14 protein-coding genes are annotated in these 16,031 nt (G+C 39.8%); 2 read left to right on the top strand and 12 right to left on the bottom strand.

The window, feature by feature from the left end; translation table 11 throughout:
- Nucleotides 1-10 precede the first annotated feature (10 nt).
- Together ACNURT_RS15320 and ACNURT_RS15315 are read right to left on the bottom strand one after the other, a co-directional pair.
- Nucleotides 11-1,258 (bottom strand): sensor histidine kinase, encoded by a 1,248-nt coding sequence (locus ACNURT_RS15320; protein ID WP_419698425.1) that lies wholly within the window; start codon nucleotides 1,256-1,258, stop codon nucleotides 11-13.
- Nucleotides 1,255-1,932 carry a response regulator transcription factor gene (locus ACNURT_RS15315; RefSeq protein ID WP_419698424.1) on the bottom strand — a complete coding sequence of 226 codons (678 nt, stop codon included), beginning with the start codon at nucleotides 1,930-1,932 and terminating at the stop codon, nucleotides 1,255-1,257. Before ACNURT_RS15315 ends, ACNURT_RS15320 begins: the two co-directional genes overlap by 4 nt.
- Before the next feature lie 173 nt (nucleotides 1,933-2,105).
- Here ACNURT_RS15315 and ACNURT_RS15310 point away from each other — a divergent pair, with 173 nt between their 5' ends.
- Entirely contained in the window at nucleotides 2,106-2,888 is a 783-nt protein-coding gene (locus tag ACNURT_RS15310; RefSeq protein WP_370996519.1) for a phosphatase PAP2 family protein, read from the top strand.
- Between the two features lie 611 nt (nucleotides 2,889-3,499).
- Here ACNURT_RS15310 and ACNURT_RS15305 read toward each other — a convergent pair.
- The 8 genes from ACNURT_RS15305 to ACNURT_RS15270 all read right to left on the bottom strand — a co-directional run bounded on the left by ACNURT_RS15305 (nucleotide 3,500) and on the right by ACNURT_RS15270 (nucleotide 13,070).
- Complete coding sequence (locus ACNURT_RS15305) at nucleotides 3,500-3,931, bottom strand: hypothetical protein (RefSeq protein WP_419698423.1); 432 nt, start codon at nucleotides 3,929-3,931, stop codon at nucleotides 3,500-3,502.
- Between the two features lie 175 nt (nucleotides 3,932-4,106).
- Entirely contained in the window at nucleotides 4,107-5,366 is a 1,260-nt protein-coding gene (locus ACNURT_RS15300; RefSeq protein WP_419698422.1) for a tetratricopeptide repeat protein, read from the bottom strand.
- 7 nt (nucleotides 5,367-5,373) lie between these two features.
- Nucleotides 5,374-6,489, bottom strand: coding sequence for a tetratricopeptide repeat protein (locus ACNURT_RS15295; RefSeq protein ID WP_419698421.1), 1,116 nt, complete (start codon nucleotides 6,487-6,489; stop codon nucleotides 5,374-5,376).
- 5 nt (nucleotides 6,490-6,494) lie between these two features.
- Entirely contained in the window at nucleotides 6,495-9,065 is a 2,571-nt protein-coding gene (gene gyrA / locus ACNURT_RS15290) for a DNA gyrase subunit A (protein ID WP_419698420.1), read from the bottom strand.
- Between the two features lie 187 nt (nucleotides 9,066-9,252).
- On the bottom strand, nucleotides 9,253-9,873 hold the full coding sequence (locus ACNURT_RS15285; RefSeq protein WP_419698419.1) for a class I SAM-dependent methyltransferase: 621 nt from the start codon (nucleotides 9,871-9,873) through the stop codon (nucleotides 9,253-9,255).
- Nucleotides 9,874-9,997: 124 nt separating this feature from the next.
- On the bottom strand, nucleotides 9,998-10,396 hold the full coding sequence (locus tag ACNURT_RS15280) for a hypothetical protein (protein ID WP_419698418.1): 399 nt from the start codon (nucleotides 10,394-10,396) through the stop codon (nucleotides 9,998-10,000).
- A 132-nt stretch (nucleotides 10,397-10,528) separates the two neighbouring features.
- Nucleotides 10,529-11,443, bottom strand: coding sequence for an oxygen-dependent coproporphyrinogen oxidase (gene hemF, locus ACNURT_RS15275; RefSeq protein ID WP_419698417.1), 915 nt, complete (start codon nucleotides 11,441-11,443; stop codon nucleotides 10,529-10,531).
- A gap of 388 nt (nucleotides 11,444-11,831) precedes the next feature.
- Nucleotides 11,832-13,070: an MFS transporter gene (locus ACNURT_RS15270; protein WP_419698416.1), complete on the bottom strand. Its 1,239-nt coding sequence runs from the start codon at nucleotides 13,068-13,070 to the stop codon at nucleotides 11,832-11,834.
- 183 nt (nucleotides 13,071-13,253) lie between these two features.
- Here ACNURT_RS15270 and ACNURT_RS15265 point away from each other — a divergent pair, with 183 nt between their 5' ends.
- The gene (locus ACNURT_RS15265) at nucleotides 13,254-14,705 is read left to right on the top strand and encodes an IS1182 family transposase (protein ID WP_419698415.1); all 1,452 of its coding nucleotides are present in this window, start codon (nucleotides 13,254-13,256) and stop codon (nucleotides 14,703-14,705) included.
- 210 nt (nucleotides 14,706-14,915) lie between these two features.
- On the opposite strand, the gene ACNURT_RS15260 is transcribed toward ACNURT_RS15265, so the two are convergent.
- Entirely contained in the window at nucleotides 14,916-15,113 is a 198-nt protein-coding gene (locus ACNURT_RS15260; RefSeq protein WP_076372898.1) for a cold-shock protein, read from the bottom strand.
- Between the two features lie 145 nt (nucleotides 15,114-15,258).
- Entirely contained in the window at nucleotides 15,259-15,894 is a 636-nt protein-coding gene (locus tag ACNURT_RS15255; protein WP_076372900.1) for a peroxiredoxin, read from the bottom strand.
- Nucleotides 15,895-16,031: the final 137 nt, after the last annotated feature.

Below are 16,031 nucleotides of genomic sequence, written 5' to 3'. Positions count from 1 at the left end.
AGGTGAATTGCTAATAGCCTATGCTGAATTTATGGTAAGGTTTCTGAAAGCTGTAAAGAAGGGAAAAATTAAAATTCTCGCAGATCTGTTTGGATATCGTGAGCCCAAGACCACTACCTTCAGAATAAGATGATTTATGAAAACGTGTAAAGATCTGATCGTCTCTTAAAGGTAGTTCATCACCTGTGTTTTCTATAATTAAGCTTTCAGCGTTTAGGTTTATTTTAATCTCCCCACCATTGTAATTATGCCTGATCGCATTACTCATTAAATTGCTCAGTAAAATTTCCATCAGATGCCGGTTAGCATAAACCTGCTTTTCGTCGAGATTATAGGAAACGTGAAGATTTTTACTCTGAAATATTTCTTCAAATTGAAAGATCATTTCTTCGGTTAAGGCTTTCAGATCTATCAGGTTCTCATCTTTCAATAATCTGTTCTCTACCTTTACCAGTAACAGCATAGATTGATTTAAACGGTTTAATCGGTTAACTGCACCATAAAGGTCAGTTAATAATTTACCTTGTCCCTCGCTCAGGTTTTCACTTTGTATCAGCGTGTCCAGTTTAGAGGTGATAATAGCTATAGGAGTGAGGAGCTCATGCGACGCGTTTTCTGTAAAATTTTTAAGGTTTTGATACTCATGCTTTACCCGTGTAGCCATTGCCGAAACCTCCTGATGTAATTCATTAAACTCATCTATGGAATTATCCAGTTGCGGGATATTCCGGGTATCGGATATATGAAATAGCTTAAGTTCGTCAAGTATATTATAAAAAGGCTGCCATAGCCGGTTAAGAATAAGCCGGTTAGTAATAACGAGCGCCAAAAGCAGGAGCAGTATAACGCCTATGGTAATACCAAATATGATCTGTATAAGGTCTTCGGTTTCAACTTTCGACTCTACTATCAAAATTTTATAGTAGGTATGCCCCATATCAACAAAACTAATCAAGCCTCTTCCTGATTCTGGTTCGTTAGCATTTTTGTAATAAGTTGTATTAATAAACTTACGGGTGACCGAGTTTTTAGGAACTTGTTTAAAGCTGATCTGCTGGTCTGGTGATTCAAATACCTGGGGCAGGTTATGGTTCAGTTTTACATAATCAAAAATTTCCTGTTCCTCAACTTCCAGCGATTTATCTTTTTCATTAATAAGAATTGAACTGATGGCCAGGTAGTAGATCCCACCGGTTATCAGCATGATAATAATAGCGGCAATTAAATTTACACGGTTATATTTATCTAAAAGTTTCATTTATCATTAAACTTATAACCCATGCCATATGCAGCCTGTATATAATCATTGGCCCCGGCTTCTACCAGCTTTTTGCGAATATTTTTAATATGGGAGTAAATAAAATCAAAATTGTCGGCCAAATCTATACCATCTCCCCAAAGATGCTCCGCGATTGCATTTTTGGAGACTACTTTGCCTTTATTAGCTATAAAGTAAATTAACAACGCGAGTTCTTTACGGGTTAATTTTAGGGGGGTGTCTAAAACGGTAACAGTTTTAGCCGACAGATCAATACTGATCTCATTAAATTGCAGTATATTATTGCCATTATACATTTTACGCCTGGTAATGGCAGAAACCCTGGCTTTAAGTTCAGATAAATGAAAGGGCTTAACCAGGTAATCATCCGCGCCAAGATCCAGCCCTTGCAACCTGTCATCAAGTGAGTTTTTGGCCGATATAATCAAAATCCCATCCTTATTATTACTTGCTTTGAGCGTTTTAAGTATATCGATACCACTTCCGCCCGGTAAAGTAATATCCAGCAAAATACAGTCGTAACTGTAAAGATTGATTTTCACCATAGCAGCCTGGTAACTGTCTGCTGTTTCACAGATGTCACCAGCTTCCTGAAAGTATGCTTCAATACTTTCACGTAACCCTTTTTCGTCTTCAATGATGAGTATTTTCACTTCTTTTTTTGGTAAAAGTACATGAGTAATTTGTATACATTTTGGATTTAACCGACTTTATTTTAAACCATCATTGGATCTGGTCAAATGTCTTGTTTAAATGATACAGAATAAATTCAGAATTATTGCTTAATATTGGCTTCATAGTTGCCTTATTTTAGCTTAATGTAGTCATGTTTTTTAAAAAATATATTTTTTTTCTGCTAATAATTCTTCCAGTTATCACTTCTGCACAACAATCAGAAATTACTGATTCTTTAAAAATCACCCACAAGGACAAAACGGTTGAAGAAGCAAACCATTCCATTGTAACTTATATTCCACCGGCAGCATTTGTTACCTGGGGCATACTTTCTTTTCACGTTAAAGGTATCCGGCAAATTGATTACAATGTATATAATGATATGCAGAAAGATCATCCTGGTTTTAAAACCCATGCCGATAATTATCTTCAGTATGCTCCGGCAGCAATTGTGTATGGTTTAAACCTGGCCGGCGTACATGGCAAGCATAACTTTGCCGACCGTACGGCGCTTTACGTTTTGTCTGAAGGTATTTTTGCAGGCACAACCTTTACAGTAAAAAATTTAAGTAAGCGTACACGTCCGAGCGATGCTGATAAATATTCTTTTCCGTCAGGGCATACCGGTAACGCATTTGCTGCTGCCGAATTTTTAAACCAGGAATATGGCGATATTTCACCCTGGTATGGCATTGCGGGATACTCTATCGCAGCGTCAACCGGAATATTGAGAGTTTACAATAATGCTCACTGGTTTAGTGATGTAGTGGCAGGGGCAGGGGTAGGCATACTTTCAACAAAGATTGCCTATTTGGTTTATCCTTATATTAAAAAGCAGTTTTCGGGCGGTAAAGGAGATAAAAATACCGGTACCGTGATTGTGCCCACTTATCAAAACCAGATGTTTGGTTTTTCTTTTGTAAAAACACTTTAAACTTTGCACTGCATCCGCATTTGGATTATGAGTTGTTTCCGGAGAATTCCCTGGCCAACCTGGAAAAGTTGGCAGCTACAATACCAGTACCATCATATGCAATTGACGATCCAGACCGCCATTAAAGTGACCGACGGTAGCATAGAAGTCATCTCCGAAGGACATTGGAAGTTGTTTAGCCGATAATAAACAGGAGGATTAATGTAGGAAGGCTCAACACTGCCACAAAAAAGCGATAATCTTAATTGTTTATCTAATAAATAGTTACGGATAATATTATATTAGTATTCTAAATCATCACAAGTGGTCGCTTTTAAAATATTCAATACTACAACCATTTTCATTGGAGTTATAATCGGTATAGTAAGCTTAGTACCTACTTTAATTTTAATCTCAACTACCAGCAATCTTAAAAAATTCTCATATCAATTACAAGAAGTTCTCGAACAGAACTCTTTTAAAATAATGGGACCTGACCAGTATACAGCATCACTAAAAGGAATCTCAATAGAAGTAGTCTCGAATTTTTATGCAGACGACAAGGTTATTGAAATTATAGTTGGCACTTCGTTTGAAAACGGGGATCAACTTATTACTAAGGGAATTTAATTTCACAACAACAACATAAAAAGCTTTACAAGTTGTTCAGGTGATATTGGTGGAGCACTTTTAGTCCGAGAAGTTTCATTCGCAATATGCCAGGAATAACTATCATTATTTAAATTAGCCACAATCTTAAATTTACTATCATAAAGCGTTAGCATAGACAGATTAAGCGGAAAACTCAAAAAACACAATTCATTTGCTACCGGATTAAAAACTTTAATTAAGCGAATATTAGAAACTGTTGTATCTCTTTTGACAACAAGAGTTACAGGAGCATGCTTTAAATCATTCAAGATCAATTGTGGGTTATTGATATCTTCACGATTCACTATAAAAGTAATAGATTTAAAATCGTTCCGGTCAGGTGATGCAAATACAATTTGAGCACGAACGGACATTGCGCTGAAAATCAGTAATGCAAAAACTAAGTATTTCATGACAAGGTTATTTTAAATGATGTCTACCAAGGTAATCTTTGTAATCTGAATAATCAAGACAAAGAGCTTTACCAGTTAAAACCTTTTTACATATTTTTCACATAATTAACATTATGTTAAGTAATAGAATTAAAAAGAGAGGCTTTATTAAAAAGCCCCTCTTTTGTTGTATCTCTTATTGACCGTTTAACGCATCAATTTTCTTCTTGGTTGCTTCTGCATTAACATTGTCTTTTTTACCTAAGTAATAAGTTCTGAGGTTTGTTAACGCATCAATAGATTTTGGATTCAAATCAACTGCTTTTACCAGATAAGGTTTTGCCAGATCAAATTGCGCGTTAGCTTTGGCTATTGCAGCGTCATATTCTTTTTGTTTGTTGGCAGGCAATTTATTTGCTGCATTGTAAGCATCAATAGCCGGGTTAAGGACCACATAGCCTAAGTTAAGGTTAGCCTCAAAATAGTTTGGATCTATTTCCAGCGCTTTTTTGTACATATCGGCCGCCTTAGTGTAATTGTCAACTTTTTGCTGTTGTAACGTGGCTTTGGCTGCAGGGTCTTTTGCTTTAGCTTGTTCCTTGATGATTGATTCTGCGGCTTGTGAGTAAGTTAAACCTGCATAATAATACAATGTTTTATTTTTTGGATCGGCAGCTAAGGCAGCTTGTATTTTTTGAATTACTTCTTTTTCTTTTCCTGTTTGCAGGCTTATTTCTATCTCTCTTTTACGCAGATCGCTATTTGTAGGATATTTGGTTATTCCTTCGCTAACTGATTTAAGCGCGTTGGTGGTATCTTTATTAGCTAAATAAAGTGATGACAGATCCATATAAACGCCCGCGTTTTTGGAGTATTTGGTGGTAACCAGCTTGTTATAATTGGATATAGCCGCCGGATAGTTTTTGGCATTAGCCGCAGCTAAGCCTGTGTAGTAAATAGCGTTGGTATCCTCAGGCAAAACGGTACGATAGTAATCAAATGAACGATAAGCCTGATCATATTTTTGAGCTGAATATTCGGCAACACCTTTGGTTAACTGGTATTGAGCCAGGTTTAAATAAGCGTTATCAATTATTTGTTTGTTCTCGCCTTTGGTATCCAGTTCTTTAGCTTTTTTTAATGACTCATCGGCAGTTGTAAACAAAGGCAATGAGGTAGCCGCAACCGTATCCTGAACAGCCAAAGCTGCATAAATAGCTCCTTTTAAAGCAAAGGTTTGTGGCAAGGCAGCTGTTTTTTCATTGGCAGCCGCTTTGTCAATGGAGGTTTTGGCGGTTCCAAGGCTTTTAGTAGCAACGGCTAAGGTAGCTTTTGATCCTCTTAATCCTTCGTAGTTGTCATATTCACTTTTAGCAGTGCTTAATTCACCTTTTTGTGCAAACGTTGTTGCTGAAACTAAGCCTAACAGGCCCGCCATCAAAAGTTTGATTTTCATAGTTTATTTAGTTTGTTAACTGTTTTAGTTTACTGTTTATTTTGTCTAATTGATCTTTATTGCCGGTTTTAGCATAAACCAGTTGCAGCGCTTTTAAGCCCTGTACATTATTAGGGGATATTTCGTTAGCTTTCTCAAGCCATTGTACAGCACGGCCAACGTCCTGATCCTCGCTTCCCTCCTTTGTATTGGCGCTTCGTTTTAAATAAAGCAAACCTAAATTAAAAGCGGGCTCATAAGCAGAACTGTTTAATTCAATAGTACGAAGGTAAAGTGATTCCGCTTTATCAAATTTGTTTAAATGGTCATAACAATTTGCCGCTACAAATGCAATATCGGCGTTATTTGCATTAATATCAAGTAATGGGCCTATTAATGGCTCCAGGGCCTTATAATTTTTCTGGTTGTTGTAAATGTTGGCTTCGTCGAGGAGTAAAAAGCGGTCGTTGGGCAATACCTTCCTCCCTTTTTGCAGTATCTCTAAAGCTTTGGCCGTATCGCCTAATGATTTATAAATACTGGAAGCGGTTTCAATATATTCGGCCCTTCCGCTATCAACGGCTAATAACCTGCTGTAGTATTTGGCTGCATCTACTAAATTACCGGCTTTATTATTAGAGTAGGCTATATAATCATTGATCTGTTTAAAGTTCGGGGCGTATTTGCGCGCATTGTCAAAGGCTTCCCTTGCTTTGGTGAAATCTGAATTATTGGTAAACTCAAAGCCCTTGCGGATGTAAACATTAGCCAGGCAACGTTTGCTGTAATCAATTTCCGACTGAAATTTATATACCTTTTTATTCGCCGATAGTCTGTCAACCAAAGCCGAGGTTTCGGGTAATAATTTCTCAGGCTGGCCGAGTTTGTTGAGCGAATCGATGTACAAAATGCTCGAATTAACCAGGGCCCGATAGGTATTTTTCTCCAGATCGGCCGTGTCAGATTTGGTAATAATGAGGCTATCTGCCGATTTTTTGGCCGCTGCCAGGTATTTCAGATCATTTTTCTGCTTGTAATAAGCCAGATTATTAACCACAACCTTTAGCGCTTCGCTTTGAGCAAAGGCAAAGGTTGTAGTCATTGATGATATTATAACCGCCAGGATAATTTTACGGTAACCCATATTATTTATTCAGTAGTTTCTGTTGCTGATTCGTCGCTGTCATTAGCTGCTTCATCACCATCACCGGCATCATTCACGGCATTTTCATCCAGTTCCGCTTCTTCATCCTCGTCATGCTCAATTTTAGCTACAGAAGCTATCTCGTCATTACCCTTTAAAGTAATTAACCTAACGCCCTGTGTGGCACGGCCCATGGTTCTCAGCTCGCTAACCGCAATACGTATAATAATGCCCGATTTGTTGATGATCATCAGGTCTTCTTTATCTGTAACACCTTTTATGGCCACAAGGTTTCCGGTTTTTTCGGTAATGTTTAAAGTTTTTACACCTTTACCACCGCGGTTGGTTACCCTGTAGTCATCAATATCGGTACGTTTACCATAGCCTTTTTCAGATACCACAAGAACGGTTGTTTCGGCATCGTCAATACTGATCATTCCCACAACTTCATCATTGTCACTATCTAATGATATACCACGAACACCGGTTGCAGTACGTCCCATCGGTCTGACAGTCGACTCATTAAAGCGGATAGCCCTACCCGATTTTAGTGCCATCACAATTTCGCTGCTGCCTGTGGTTAAGGTTGCTTCCAGTAACGAATCGCCTTCGTTGATGTTGATGGCGTTGATACCATTGGCACGCGGACGTGAGTAAGCCTCCAGTGAGGTTTTTTTGATGGTACCTTTTTTGGTACACATGATAATGAAGTTATTCTCCAGGTAGTTCTGGTCTTTAAGGCTGATGAGTTTAATATAAGCCTTAATGTTGTCTTCCTTAGGGATATTGATGATATTCTGAATAGCGCGTCCTTTTGAGGTACGTGTGCCTTCCGGAATTTCAAATACCCTGAGCCAATAACATTGACCCGATTCGGTAAAGAACAACATATAGTTGTGGTTCGATGCCACCAACAGGTGCTCAATAAAATCGGCATCACGGCTGTTGCTGCCGATAGATCCTTTACCACCCCTGCCCTGACGACGATACTCGGTTAAAGGCGTACGTTTGATGTAGCCTTCACGCGATATGGTAATTACCACATCTTCATCCTCAATAAAGTCTTCGGTTTGCATTTCAGCAGATGAGTGAACTATTTCTGTTCTGCGTTCATCGCCGTATTTATCTTTTATTTCTATCAGTTCGTCCTTAATGATCTGCATCCGCAAGCCTTCGTCATTTAAAATGGAATTTAAATACTCGATCAGCTTCATTAACTCCGCATATTCATCTTTGATCTTATCACGCTCAAGTCCGGTTAACCGGCGAAGCGTCATATCCAGTATAGCACGGGCCTGTATATCGGTTAAACCAAACTGGCTTATCAAACCTTCGCGGGCTTCATCAGGTGTTTGTGATGCACGTATCAGGCGAATTACTTCGTCCAGGTGATCAAGCGCGATCAATAAACCTTCTAATATATGGGCACGTTTTTCTGCTTCGGAAAGCTCAAACTTGGTACGGCGTACAACAACCTCGTGTCTGTGTTCCACAAAATGGTGGATCAAATCCCTCAGGTTTAGCATCATTGGGCGGCCATTAACCAGCGCGATGTTGTTTACACTGAACGATGTTTGCAGCGCGGTATATTTGAACAGATTGTTCAATACAATGGCTGCATTGGCTTCCCGTTTAATTTCATAAACTATACGGATACCTTCGCGGCTTGATTCGTCGCGGATGGCGGATATGCCTTCCAGCTTTTTATCGTTCACCAGGTCGGCAGTACGTTCAATCATGAGGGCCTTGTTAACCTGGTAAGGTACTTCGGTCACGATGATTCGTTCGCGGTCGCTGCCATGTGTTTCAATCTCAGCACGGGCCCTGATCACTACCCTGCCACGACCTGTTTCCAGCGCTTCGCGGGGACCTTCAAAACCATAGATGATACCACCTGTAGGGAAATCGGGGCCTTTTACAAACTTCATCAGTTCGGCGATCTCTATCTGACGGTTATCGATCAATGCGATAGTCGCATCAATTACTTCAGACAGGTTATGTGGCGCCATATTGGTAGCCATACCTACCGCAATACCAGATGCACCGTTAACCAACAGGTTAGGGAATTTACATGGTAATACGGTTGGCTCCTGCTCCGACTCGTCAAAGTTTGGCTGAAAATCGATAGTATCCTTGTTAATATCGGCTACCATCTCTTCGGCCAGTTTTTTCAAACGGGCTTCTGTATAACGCATTGCCGCGGGTTCGTCACCATCCATGGAGCCATAATTACCCTGCCCGTCAACCAGCAGGTAACGCAGGTTCCATTCCTGGGCCATACGTACCATGGTATCATAAACAGATTTATCACCATGCGGGTGGTATTTACCCATGACGTCACCCACAATACGCGCTGATTTTTTATAAGGCTTGTTGTTATTTAAGCCCATATCAAACATGCCGTATAAAACACGTCTGTGTACAGGTTTTAATCCGTCGCGGACATCGGGTAATGCCCTGGAAACGATCACCGACATTGAATAATCAATGTAAGCAGATCGCATTTCCTCGTCAATATTTATCGAAATTATTCTGTCTTCCTTGCTTGAATTGTCGTTTTCTGTTCCTTCGGCCATTTTTATTAATTTGTGGAATCTTCTCTATAATTGCGCGTTAAAAGTGTTTTTTAAGCGACCTGCGAAGTTAAGAAAATAGTTGATTATTGTGCCATTTTTTTGGTTCAATTGTTCATTAGTTTAATGGTTCATTACTTGATAAATAGATAAGACCAATGAACTATTGAGCCAATGAACTAATGAACCTTTACCCAATCTTTTTAGCCACCCACAAAGAATCATATTGCCGGTAATATACATAGGCCGAAGAATTCAGCACCATATTTTGTATGACATAAGTAGGCCCCAATTCATTGCGTGATTTATCATAATCATGGAAAGCGATATAGCCGCCGACAACGACTTTGGGTGAAAACAACTCAAAATCAAGCTTGCAACCTGCTATTGAATGATCCCCGTCAATAAAAAGCACATCTATTTTGTTAAATTCATCAGGAAATTGGTACGAATATCCCCTTTTGGCAACAATTTTTGACAGTACTTTAAGTTTGGTCATGTTACTGACGAACTTAGCATAAAGGTCATCCGTGCCTTTTTTTTCAGCATATATTTTTTCGCTATCCTTATCCAATCCGCCATCAGCATTAAAAGGATCAATCGCATAAACCTTTCCTGACCGGAGCCCCTTGGATAAACAATAGGTGCTTTTGCCCTGCCAGCTGCCTATTTCAACTATGGTTGCGTTACGCGGTGCTTTAAAAGCTAAAAGAAATAAGCCCATAGCCTCCCGCTCTGTGAGCCAGCCATCCAGGTCCTTAAAACCGCTAATATATTTCAGGACACGGCCTTTTATCCAATTTTTAATCATAAATTCTATTGGTTCACTGGTTCATTAGTGTCATTGGTTCATTTGTTTGCGTCGGATAATTTGTTCATTAGGTTTTTCTGATAGTCCTTGATAAACTATTCACCAATGAACTAATGAATCAGTATTAATGGACTTTTACCCAATGATCCTCTATCTTATTACCATTGGGTAATGTGGCCAGTAATTTAAGTGTATCATTACTCAGCGTATAAATGTATCTTACGGTTTTACCCAATAATTTTGACGGTTGATCACAATAGGTTTGGGTTTCAAAACAGGTATCTGCTTGCAGTTTATAATCGCCTTTTTCGTAAATAAAAGTCTTCTGTCCTTTTTCAATTACTTTGGCCTGATAGTGCTGATCATCATAAGTACGCTGCAGTTTATAGCTGGTTGATACACTGTCATGTTTGCCGTTGATCAAACCGCCTCTATACTCCCATACGCCCCTTAAGGGACTTTTACCAGTAGTAAACGCACATAAAAAGACTATTAATAACAAAGGGAAGATCGTTTTTTTCATGATTATTGTTTTTACAGTATCAAGCCGAATGGTGAGTAGTGAGCGGTGAATGGTGTGTGTGTTAATATTAGTGCTGCTATTTGAATTCACAACTGTCTATTCACAACTCACCATTCGGCTTGATACTAATTTCTACGCCCAGTTAATACCTTTTTTGAGTAAAGACAGGGTTCTTTCCTCTTCGCTGCCCACCACTGGCTGATAGTTATAGAGCCATTTGGCTGTTGGCGGCAAACTCATGAGTATAGATTCGATACGGCCATTGGTTTCCAGGCCAAATTTGGTGCCCGCATCATATACCAGGTTAAACTCGGTATAGCGGCTGCGGCGCTGGTATTGCCAAAGCTGCTGTTCTTCAGTAAACGCGTTATGGCGGTTACGTTCTACCAGTTCGGTATAGATGGGTATGAACGACCGTCCCAAGGCTTTTGAAAACTCAAAGATGCTATCCCAGGATAGTTCCTCATTGGCGGTTAAGCGATCATAAAATATGCCGCCTATTCCCCGGGTTTCGTTACGGTGTTTGATGTAGAAATAATCATCGGCCCAAAGCTTAAACCGGTGATAAAAATCATGATAATAGGCATCGCATACCGCTTTGATATGGCTGTGAAAATATTGAGCGTCGGCATCGATAATATAATGGGGTGTAAGGTCGATGCCGCCGCCAAACCACCTTTTAGGCTGCTGATCGCTGCCCTCGGGCGATGGCATTTCAAAATACCGGATATTCATGTGGATGATAGGCACTAAAGGATGGTTCGGGTGGATCACAATGGATACGCCGGTAGCAAAAAAGTCTTCAGACTCTACCTGCAGGGCCTTTTTCATGTTTTCGGGCAGCTGCCCGTGAACGGCTGAAAAATTTACACCGCCCTTTTCAAATATATTACCGTTTTGAATAATGCGGGTACGACCGCCACCCCCACCATCACGTTCCCATACTTCTTCCTCAAACCTGGCTTTGCCGTCGGTTAGTTCCAGTGCTGCACATATCTCGTCCTGTATTTGCTGGTAATCGCTGGCTATTTGTTCTTTACTGATCACGGATGGTTAATTAGTGAATTAGTGATTTAGTGAATTATTGAATTGCAATAATGGTAAAATTAATAAACTATTGGTTATGATTAATTATTGAATTAGTGATTTAGTGAATTATTGAATTGAAATAACTCGCTCTGTTCGAAGTCTCTGACTTCGAACGATTATGTTGGTAGTCTTCAGACTACATGATATTTGGATAGTTGAATTATATCTGTAGTTGCAAACTACAGGCATAGTAGTCCGAAGTCAGAAACTTCAGACAACGCAGGTGGCTAATTAGTGATTTATTGAATTGCAATAACGGTAAAATTAATAAACTATTGGCTGAATTAATAAGCTGTCTCTTTTGTGTGTTACAAATCACTAATTCACTAAATCACTAATTCAATAATTAACTTATCTCCACATAATCCAGGTCTTTACCAAATGTTTCTTTGAGCTGGCTTAATGCAAATAAGGCAATTGCGGTTAATATGCCCATCATAATATAACCACTGGTGATCATACCTTTATGTTTTACAAAGGCATCAAAAGCCCAGTTGATCGGAATTAGCGAACCCCGCACAAAGTTGGGAACGGTTGTAGTAACTGTAGACCGTATATTGGTGCCAAACTGCTCGGCCGCTATGGTAACAAATGTTGCCCAATAGCCAACGGTGCATCCCATAAAAAAGCTTAGCCAAACAAATTGTGAAGATGTAATTCCTTTACTACTCAGATATGCGGTAACACTCACTAATGACAGTAAAAGAAACACAGCCATTGTTAGCTTTCTGGATTTGGTAATTTGAGCCAGCAAGCCGGCAAACAAATCGCCAACGGCTATGCCCACGTAGCTGTATAAAATGCCAGAGCCTGCGGTTAATACCTCTTTTGAACCCAATGCTACTCCAAACTCTTTGGCCTGGGTTATCAATATACCCACTACATACCAAAGTGGCGCGCCGATCAAAATGCAATACAAATATTTTCTGAACCGTTTACCATCGTTAAACAGCATCAATAAATTTCCTTTGGATATCTTGCTATCGGCTACGTTTTTGTACATGCCCGATTCAAAAGTACCTAATCGTAATAACAGCAATACAATACCTAAGCCACCGCCAACAAAATAGGCGTTGCGCCAGCCAAATTTGGCGGCAAAGGCTGCTGCAACGGCCCCAAAAAGGCCAATTACTGCAACTATCATGGTTCCATAACCACGTTTTTCTTTACTTAATGTTTCGGTTACCAGGGTAATACCTGCACCCAATTCGCCGGCCAGACCGATGCCTGCTATTAAACGGACAATAGCATAGGTATTGATATCATGTACCAGTCCATTAGCAAAATTGGCAATAGAGTATAACAGTATGGACCCGAATAATACTTTTATCCGCCCAAATTTATCACCAATAACTCCCCAGATAATACCACCCAGGAGCAAGCCAAACATTTGCATATTGATGATGTACACGCCCTGCTCCCGTATATTAGCTTCAGCAATACCAATCCCATGTAAACTTTCGATCCTCACGATCGAAAAGATAACCAGGTCATAAATATCAACGAAATAGCCAAGCGAAGCAACAAGAACCAGAAATATCATATTCCGGGTAGCCTTGGCAGAGGTAGCTGTAGTAGTTGTCATAAGTTTTTTATAGGCATTTGAACGGCTAAAGTAGCAGAATTATACAAAATCAAAAATTTAAACATAAAAAAGCCCCTGTGTATGCGAGGGCACTGAAAAAGTCCATTTAGGCTATAGGGGTAGAAAATTTAGTTTTTCTGCCCCATTTTTTGTATCTTAAAGTGTCGAAAGAAAGATACCAAGATGCTTATTCAACAACAGCAGATCCAGTTCAGTGCATATTCAGGGTTATACGATCTGATCGTTCCGAAAGACAATCTTTTGCGGAAGATCAATGACCTGGTCGATTTTACCTTTATCTATGATGAACTGGTTAGTAAGTATTGCATTAATAATGGCAGGACAGCAGAAAGTCCTGTACGGATGTTCAAATATCTGCTATTGAAAACGGTCTACACCGTTTCAGATGTTGATGTGGTGGAACGTTCGCAGTATGATATGTCCTTCAAATATTTCCTGGATATGTCGCCCGAGGAAGGGGTTATCGATCCCAGTTCATTGACCAAGTTTAGAAAGCTGCGACTAAAGGATAATGATCTGTTAAACCTGCTCATCAATAAAACAGTCGCAATAGCCATTGAAAAAGGGATCATCCGTTCCAAGTCCATTATCGTCGATGCCACGCATTCCCTGTCAAGGTCAAATCCCTATTCAGCATTGGAGGTATTACGGGAGCGTTCAAAGCTGCTCCGCAAAGCGGTGTATGCCATAGATGAAGATATGAAGGCCGGTATGCCGGAAAAGAACACCACGGGCGAATTGGAAAAAGAACTGGCCTATTGTAGTGCATTGGAAAAGTATATTGAAGCCGATGGGCCGTTAAGCCAGATACCTGCGGTAAAAGAAAAGCTGAACCTGTTGAAGGAGACGGTGGCAGATACGCAGGAGCACTATACGTTATCCAAAGACAAGGATGCCAAAACAGGCCACAAATCGGCTGATAGCTCTTTCTTTGGTTACAAGACCCATTTGGCGATGACCGAAGAACGCATTATTACCGCTGCGGTGGTCACATCTGGTGAAAAGGGAGACGGCCCGGAACTTTCCAAACTTTTGAAGATCAGCCAGCAAAATGGCATTGAAGTAGAAACGATCATCGGCGATTCGGCTTATTCGGGAAAAGAAAATCTTGAAATGACAGGCGAACAAGATATCAAGATGGTGGCTAAACTAAACCCATCCATCACTCAGGGGGGCAGAAAAGAAGAAGACAAGTTCGATTTCAACAAAGATGCTGATATGTTCGTCTGCCCGGCAGGGCACCTATCCATTAGGAAATCGCGCGGAGGCAAAAAACACACCGGTACGAATCAAGTACATACCTATTACTTTGATGTTGAAAAATGCAAAGTCTGCCCATTGAGAGAAAACTGTTATAAACCCGGGGCAAAAACGAAGACTTATTCGGTCAGTATCAAATCAGACACACACCTTGGGCAAATGGCTTTCCAGGAAACGGAAGAATATAAAGCGGGCATCAAACACAGATATAAGATCGAAGCCAAGAACAGTGAGCTAAAAAACGTTCATGGTTACGACCGGGCGATAGCCTATGGCATTGAAAATATGCAGATGCAGGGTGCATTGGCTATCTTCACAGTCAATCTGAAAAGGATCATCAAACTGATAGCTTAAAACCCTTGAACAGAGATGATTAGCCATCCTCCAGCACCAAAATTGGCCCATATCAGCCTCAATGAATTACCTCCGCAAAATAATCAAAACAAAAAAAGCGACCAAGTAAAAGTTGCCTTTCTCTTGATCGCCTTTAGTGATCTTTATTATTGTATTACTTTTTCAGTGCCCTCGTGTATGCAGGGGCTTTTTGTTTGCGTGTTTGGTTAACTATGCTTTTTTTACGTTTACAGCTTGCAAGCCTTTTCTGCCTTCTTCCACTTCGTAAGTTACATCGTCATTATCTTTAATAGCGTTTACGCCGCCTTGTACATCTTTAAAGTGGACAAAAAGATCTTTACCATCCTCGGTAACGATGAAGCCATAACCTTTTTGTGTGTTAAACCATTTTACTTTTCCAGTTTTCATAATTATAATTATCGTATTAAAAAAAAATTCGTATATAAGATTAATAACTAATGCCAAACTGAAAATAAAATGGTTTTAATAATCAGAAGGAATAGATAAACCCATCTTTCCCAAATATATAAAATTATTAATAAACCAAATAAAATTATTTATTTGGTTGTGGGGTTATCCTTAAATAGGGTTTTATAGCTTTATAACCCTTTGGAAATTTGGCCGGGATATCTTCTGTTTTTATAGCGGGTACAACTACTACATCCTCTCCATCCTTCCAATCGGCAGGTGTGGCCACGCCATAATTGGCGGTTAACTGCAGCGAGTCGATCACCCTTAATATCTCCTGAAAATTACGACCTGTTGATGCCGGGTAAGTAATAATGAGCTTAACCGCCTTATCCGGACCAATGATGAATAATGACCTTACCGTAGCATTAACAGAAGCATTTGGATGGATCATGTCATATGCTTCAGAAATTTTACGATCCTCGTCTGCAATGATCGGGAAGTTTACCTCTACCCCTTGTGTTTCGTTGATATCACCTATCCAGCCATGGTGCGATTCAACCGAATCAACACTCAGTGCCAGTACTTTTACATTGCGTTTGGCAAACTCATCTTTTAAAGCGGCTGTTTTACCCAACTCGGTGGTACAAACCGGGGTATAATCGCCTGGGTGCGAAAAAAGCACACCCCAGCTGTCGCCAAGATATTCGTAAAAATCAATATCACCTGCTGATGTTTTTGCCTGAAAATTTGGGGCTTTATCGCCTAATCGTAAACTCATGACTGTGTTGTTTATAATATATAATAAATGACTACTAAGTTACTATACATTAATTGATAAATCAAAATGTAAAATAACATCCTGTTAAAAATTACAGAATGATGAAATGTGTCGATTTACAGGTTGGAAATAGGATA

The sequence above is a fragment of the Mucilaginibacter sp. NFX135 genome, from assembly GCF_048565145.1.
GTDB lineage: Bacteria > Bacteroidota > Bacteroidia > Sphingobacteriales > Sphingobacteriaceae > Mucilaginibacter.
Note: the sequence above shows the minus strand (reverse complement) of the source record. Positions and strands in the feature narration are given on the sequence as shown.

Excerpts from the sequence above, each read along its gene's own strand:
- ACNURT_RS15320 (WP_419698425.1), bottom strand. The coding sequence starts at position 1,258 with ATGAAACTTTTAGATAAATATAACCGTGTAAATTTAATTGCCGCTATT.
- ACNURT_RS15310 (WP_370996519.1), top strand. The coding sequence starts at position 2,106 with ATGTTTTTTAAAAAATATATTTTTTTTCTGCTAATAATTCTTCCAGTT.
- ACNURT_RS15305 (WP_419698423.1), bottom strand. The coding sequence starts at position 3,931 with ATGAAATACTTAGTTTTTGCATTACTGATTTTCAGCGCAATGTCCGTT.
- ACNURT_RS15300 (WP_419698422.1), bottom strand. The coding sequence starts at position 5,366 with ATGAAAATCAAACTTTTGATGGCGGGCCTGTTAGGCTTAGTTTCAGCA.
- ACNURT_RS15295 (WP_419698421.1), bottom strand. The coding sequence starts at position 6,489 with ATGGGTTACCGTAAAATTATCCTGGCGGTTATAATATCATCAATGACT.
- gyrA (WP_419698420.1), bottom strand. The coding sequence starts at position 9,065 with ATGGCCGAAGGAACAGAAAACGACAATTCAAGCAAGGAAGACAGAATA.
- ACNURT_RS15285 (WP_419698419.1), bottom strand. The coding sequence starts at position 9,873 with ATGATTAAAAATTGGATAAAAGGCCGTGTCCTGAAATATATTAGCGGT.
- ACNURT_RS15280 (WP_419698418.1), bottom strand. The coding sequence starts at position 10,396 with ATGAAAAAAACGATCTTCCCTTTGTTATTAATAGTCTTTTTATGTGCG.
- ACNURT_RS15270 (WP_419698416.1), bottom strand. The coding sequence starts at position 13,070 with ATGACAACTACTACAGCTACCTCTGCCAAGGCTACCCGGAATATGATA.
- ACNURT_RS15265 (WP_419698415.1), top strand. The coding sequence starts at position 13,254 with ATGCTTATTCAACAACAGCAGATCCAGTTCAGTGCATATTCAGGGTTA.
- ACNURT_RS15260 (WP_076372898.1), bottom strand. The coding sequence starts at position 15,113 with ATGAAAACTGGAAAAGTAAAATGGTTTAACACACAAAAAGGTTATGGC.
- ACNURT_RS15255 (WP_076372900.1), bottom strand. The coding sequence starts at position 15,894 with ATGAGTTTACGATTAGGCGATAAAGCCCCAAATTTTCAGGCAAAAACA.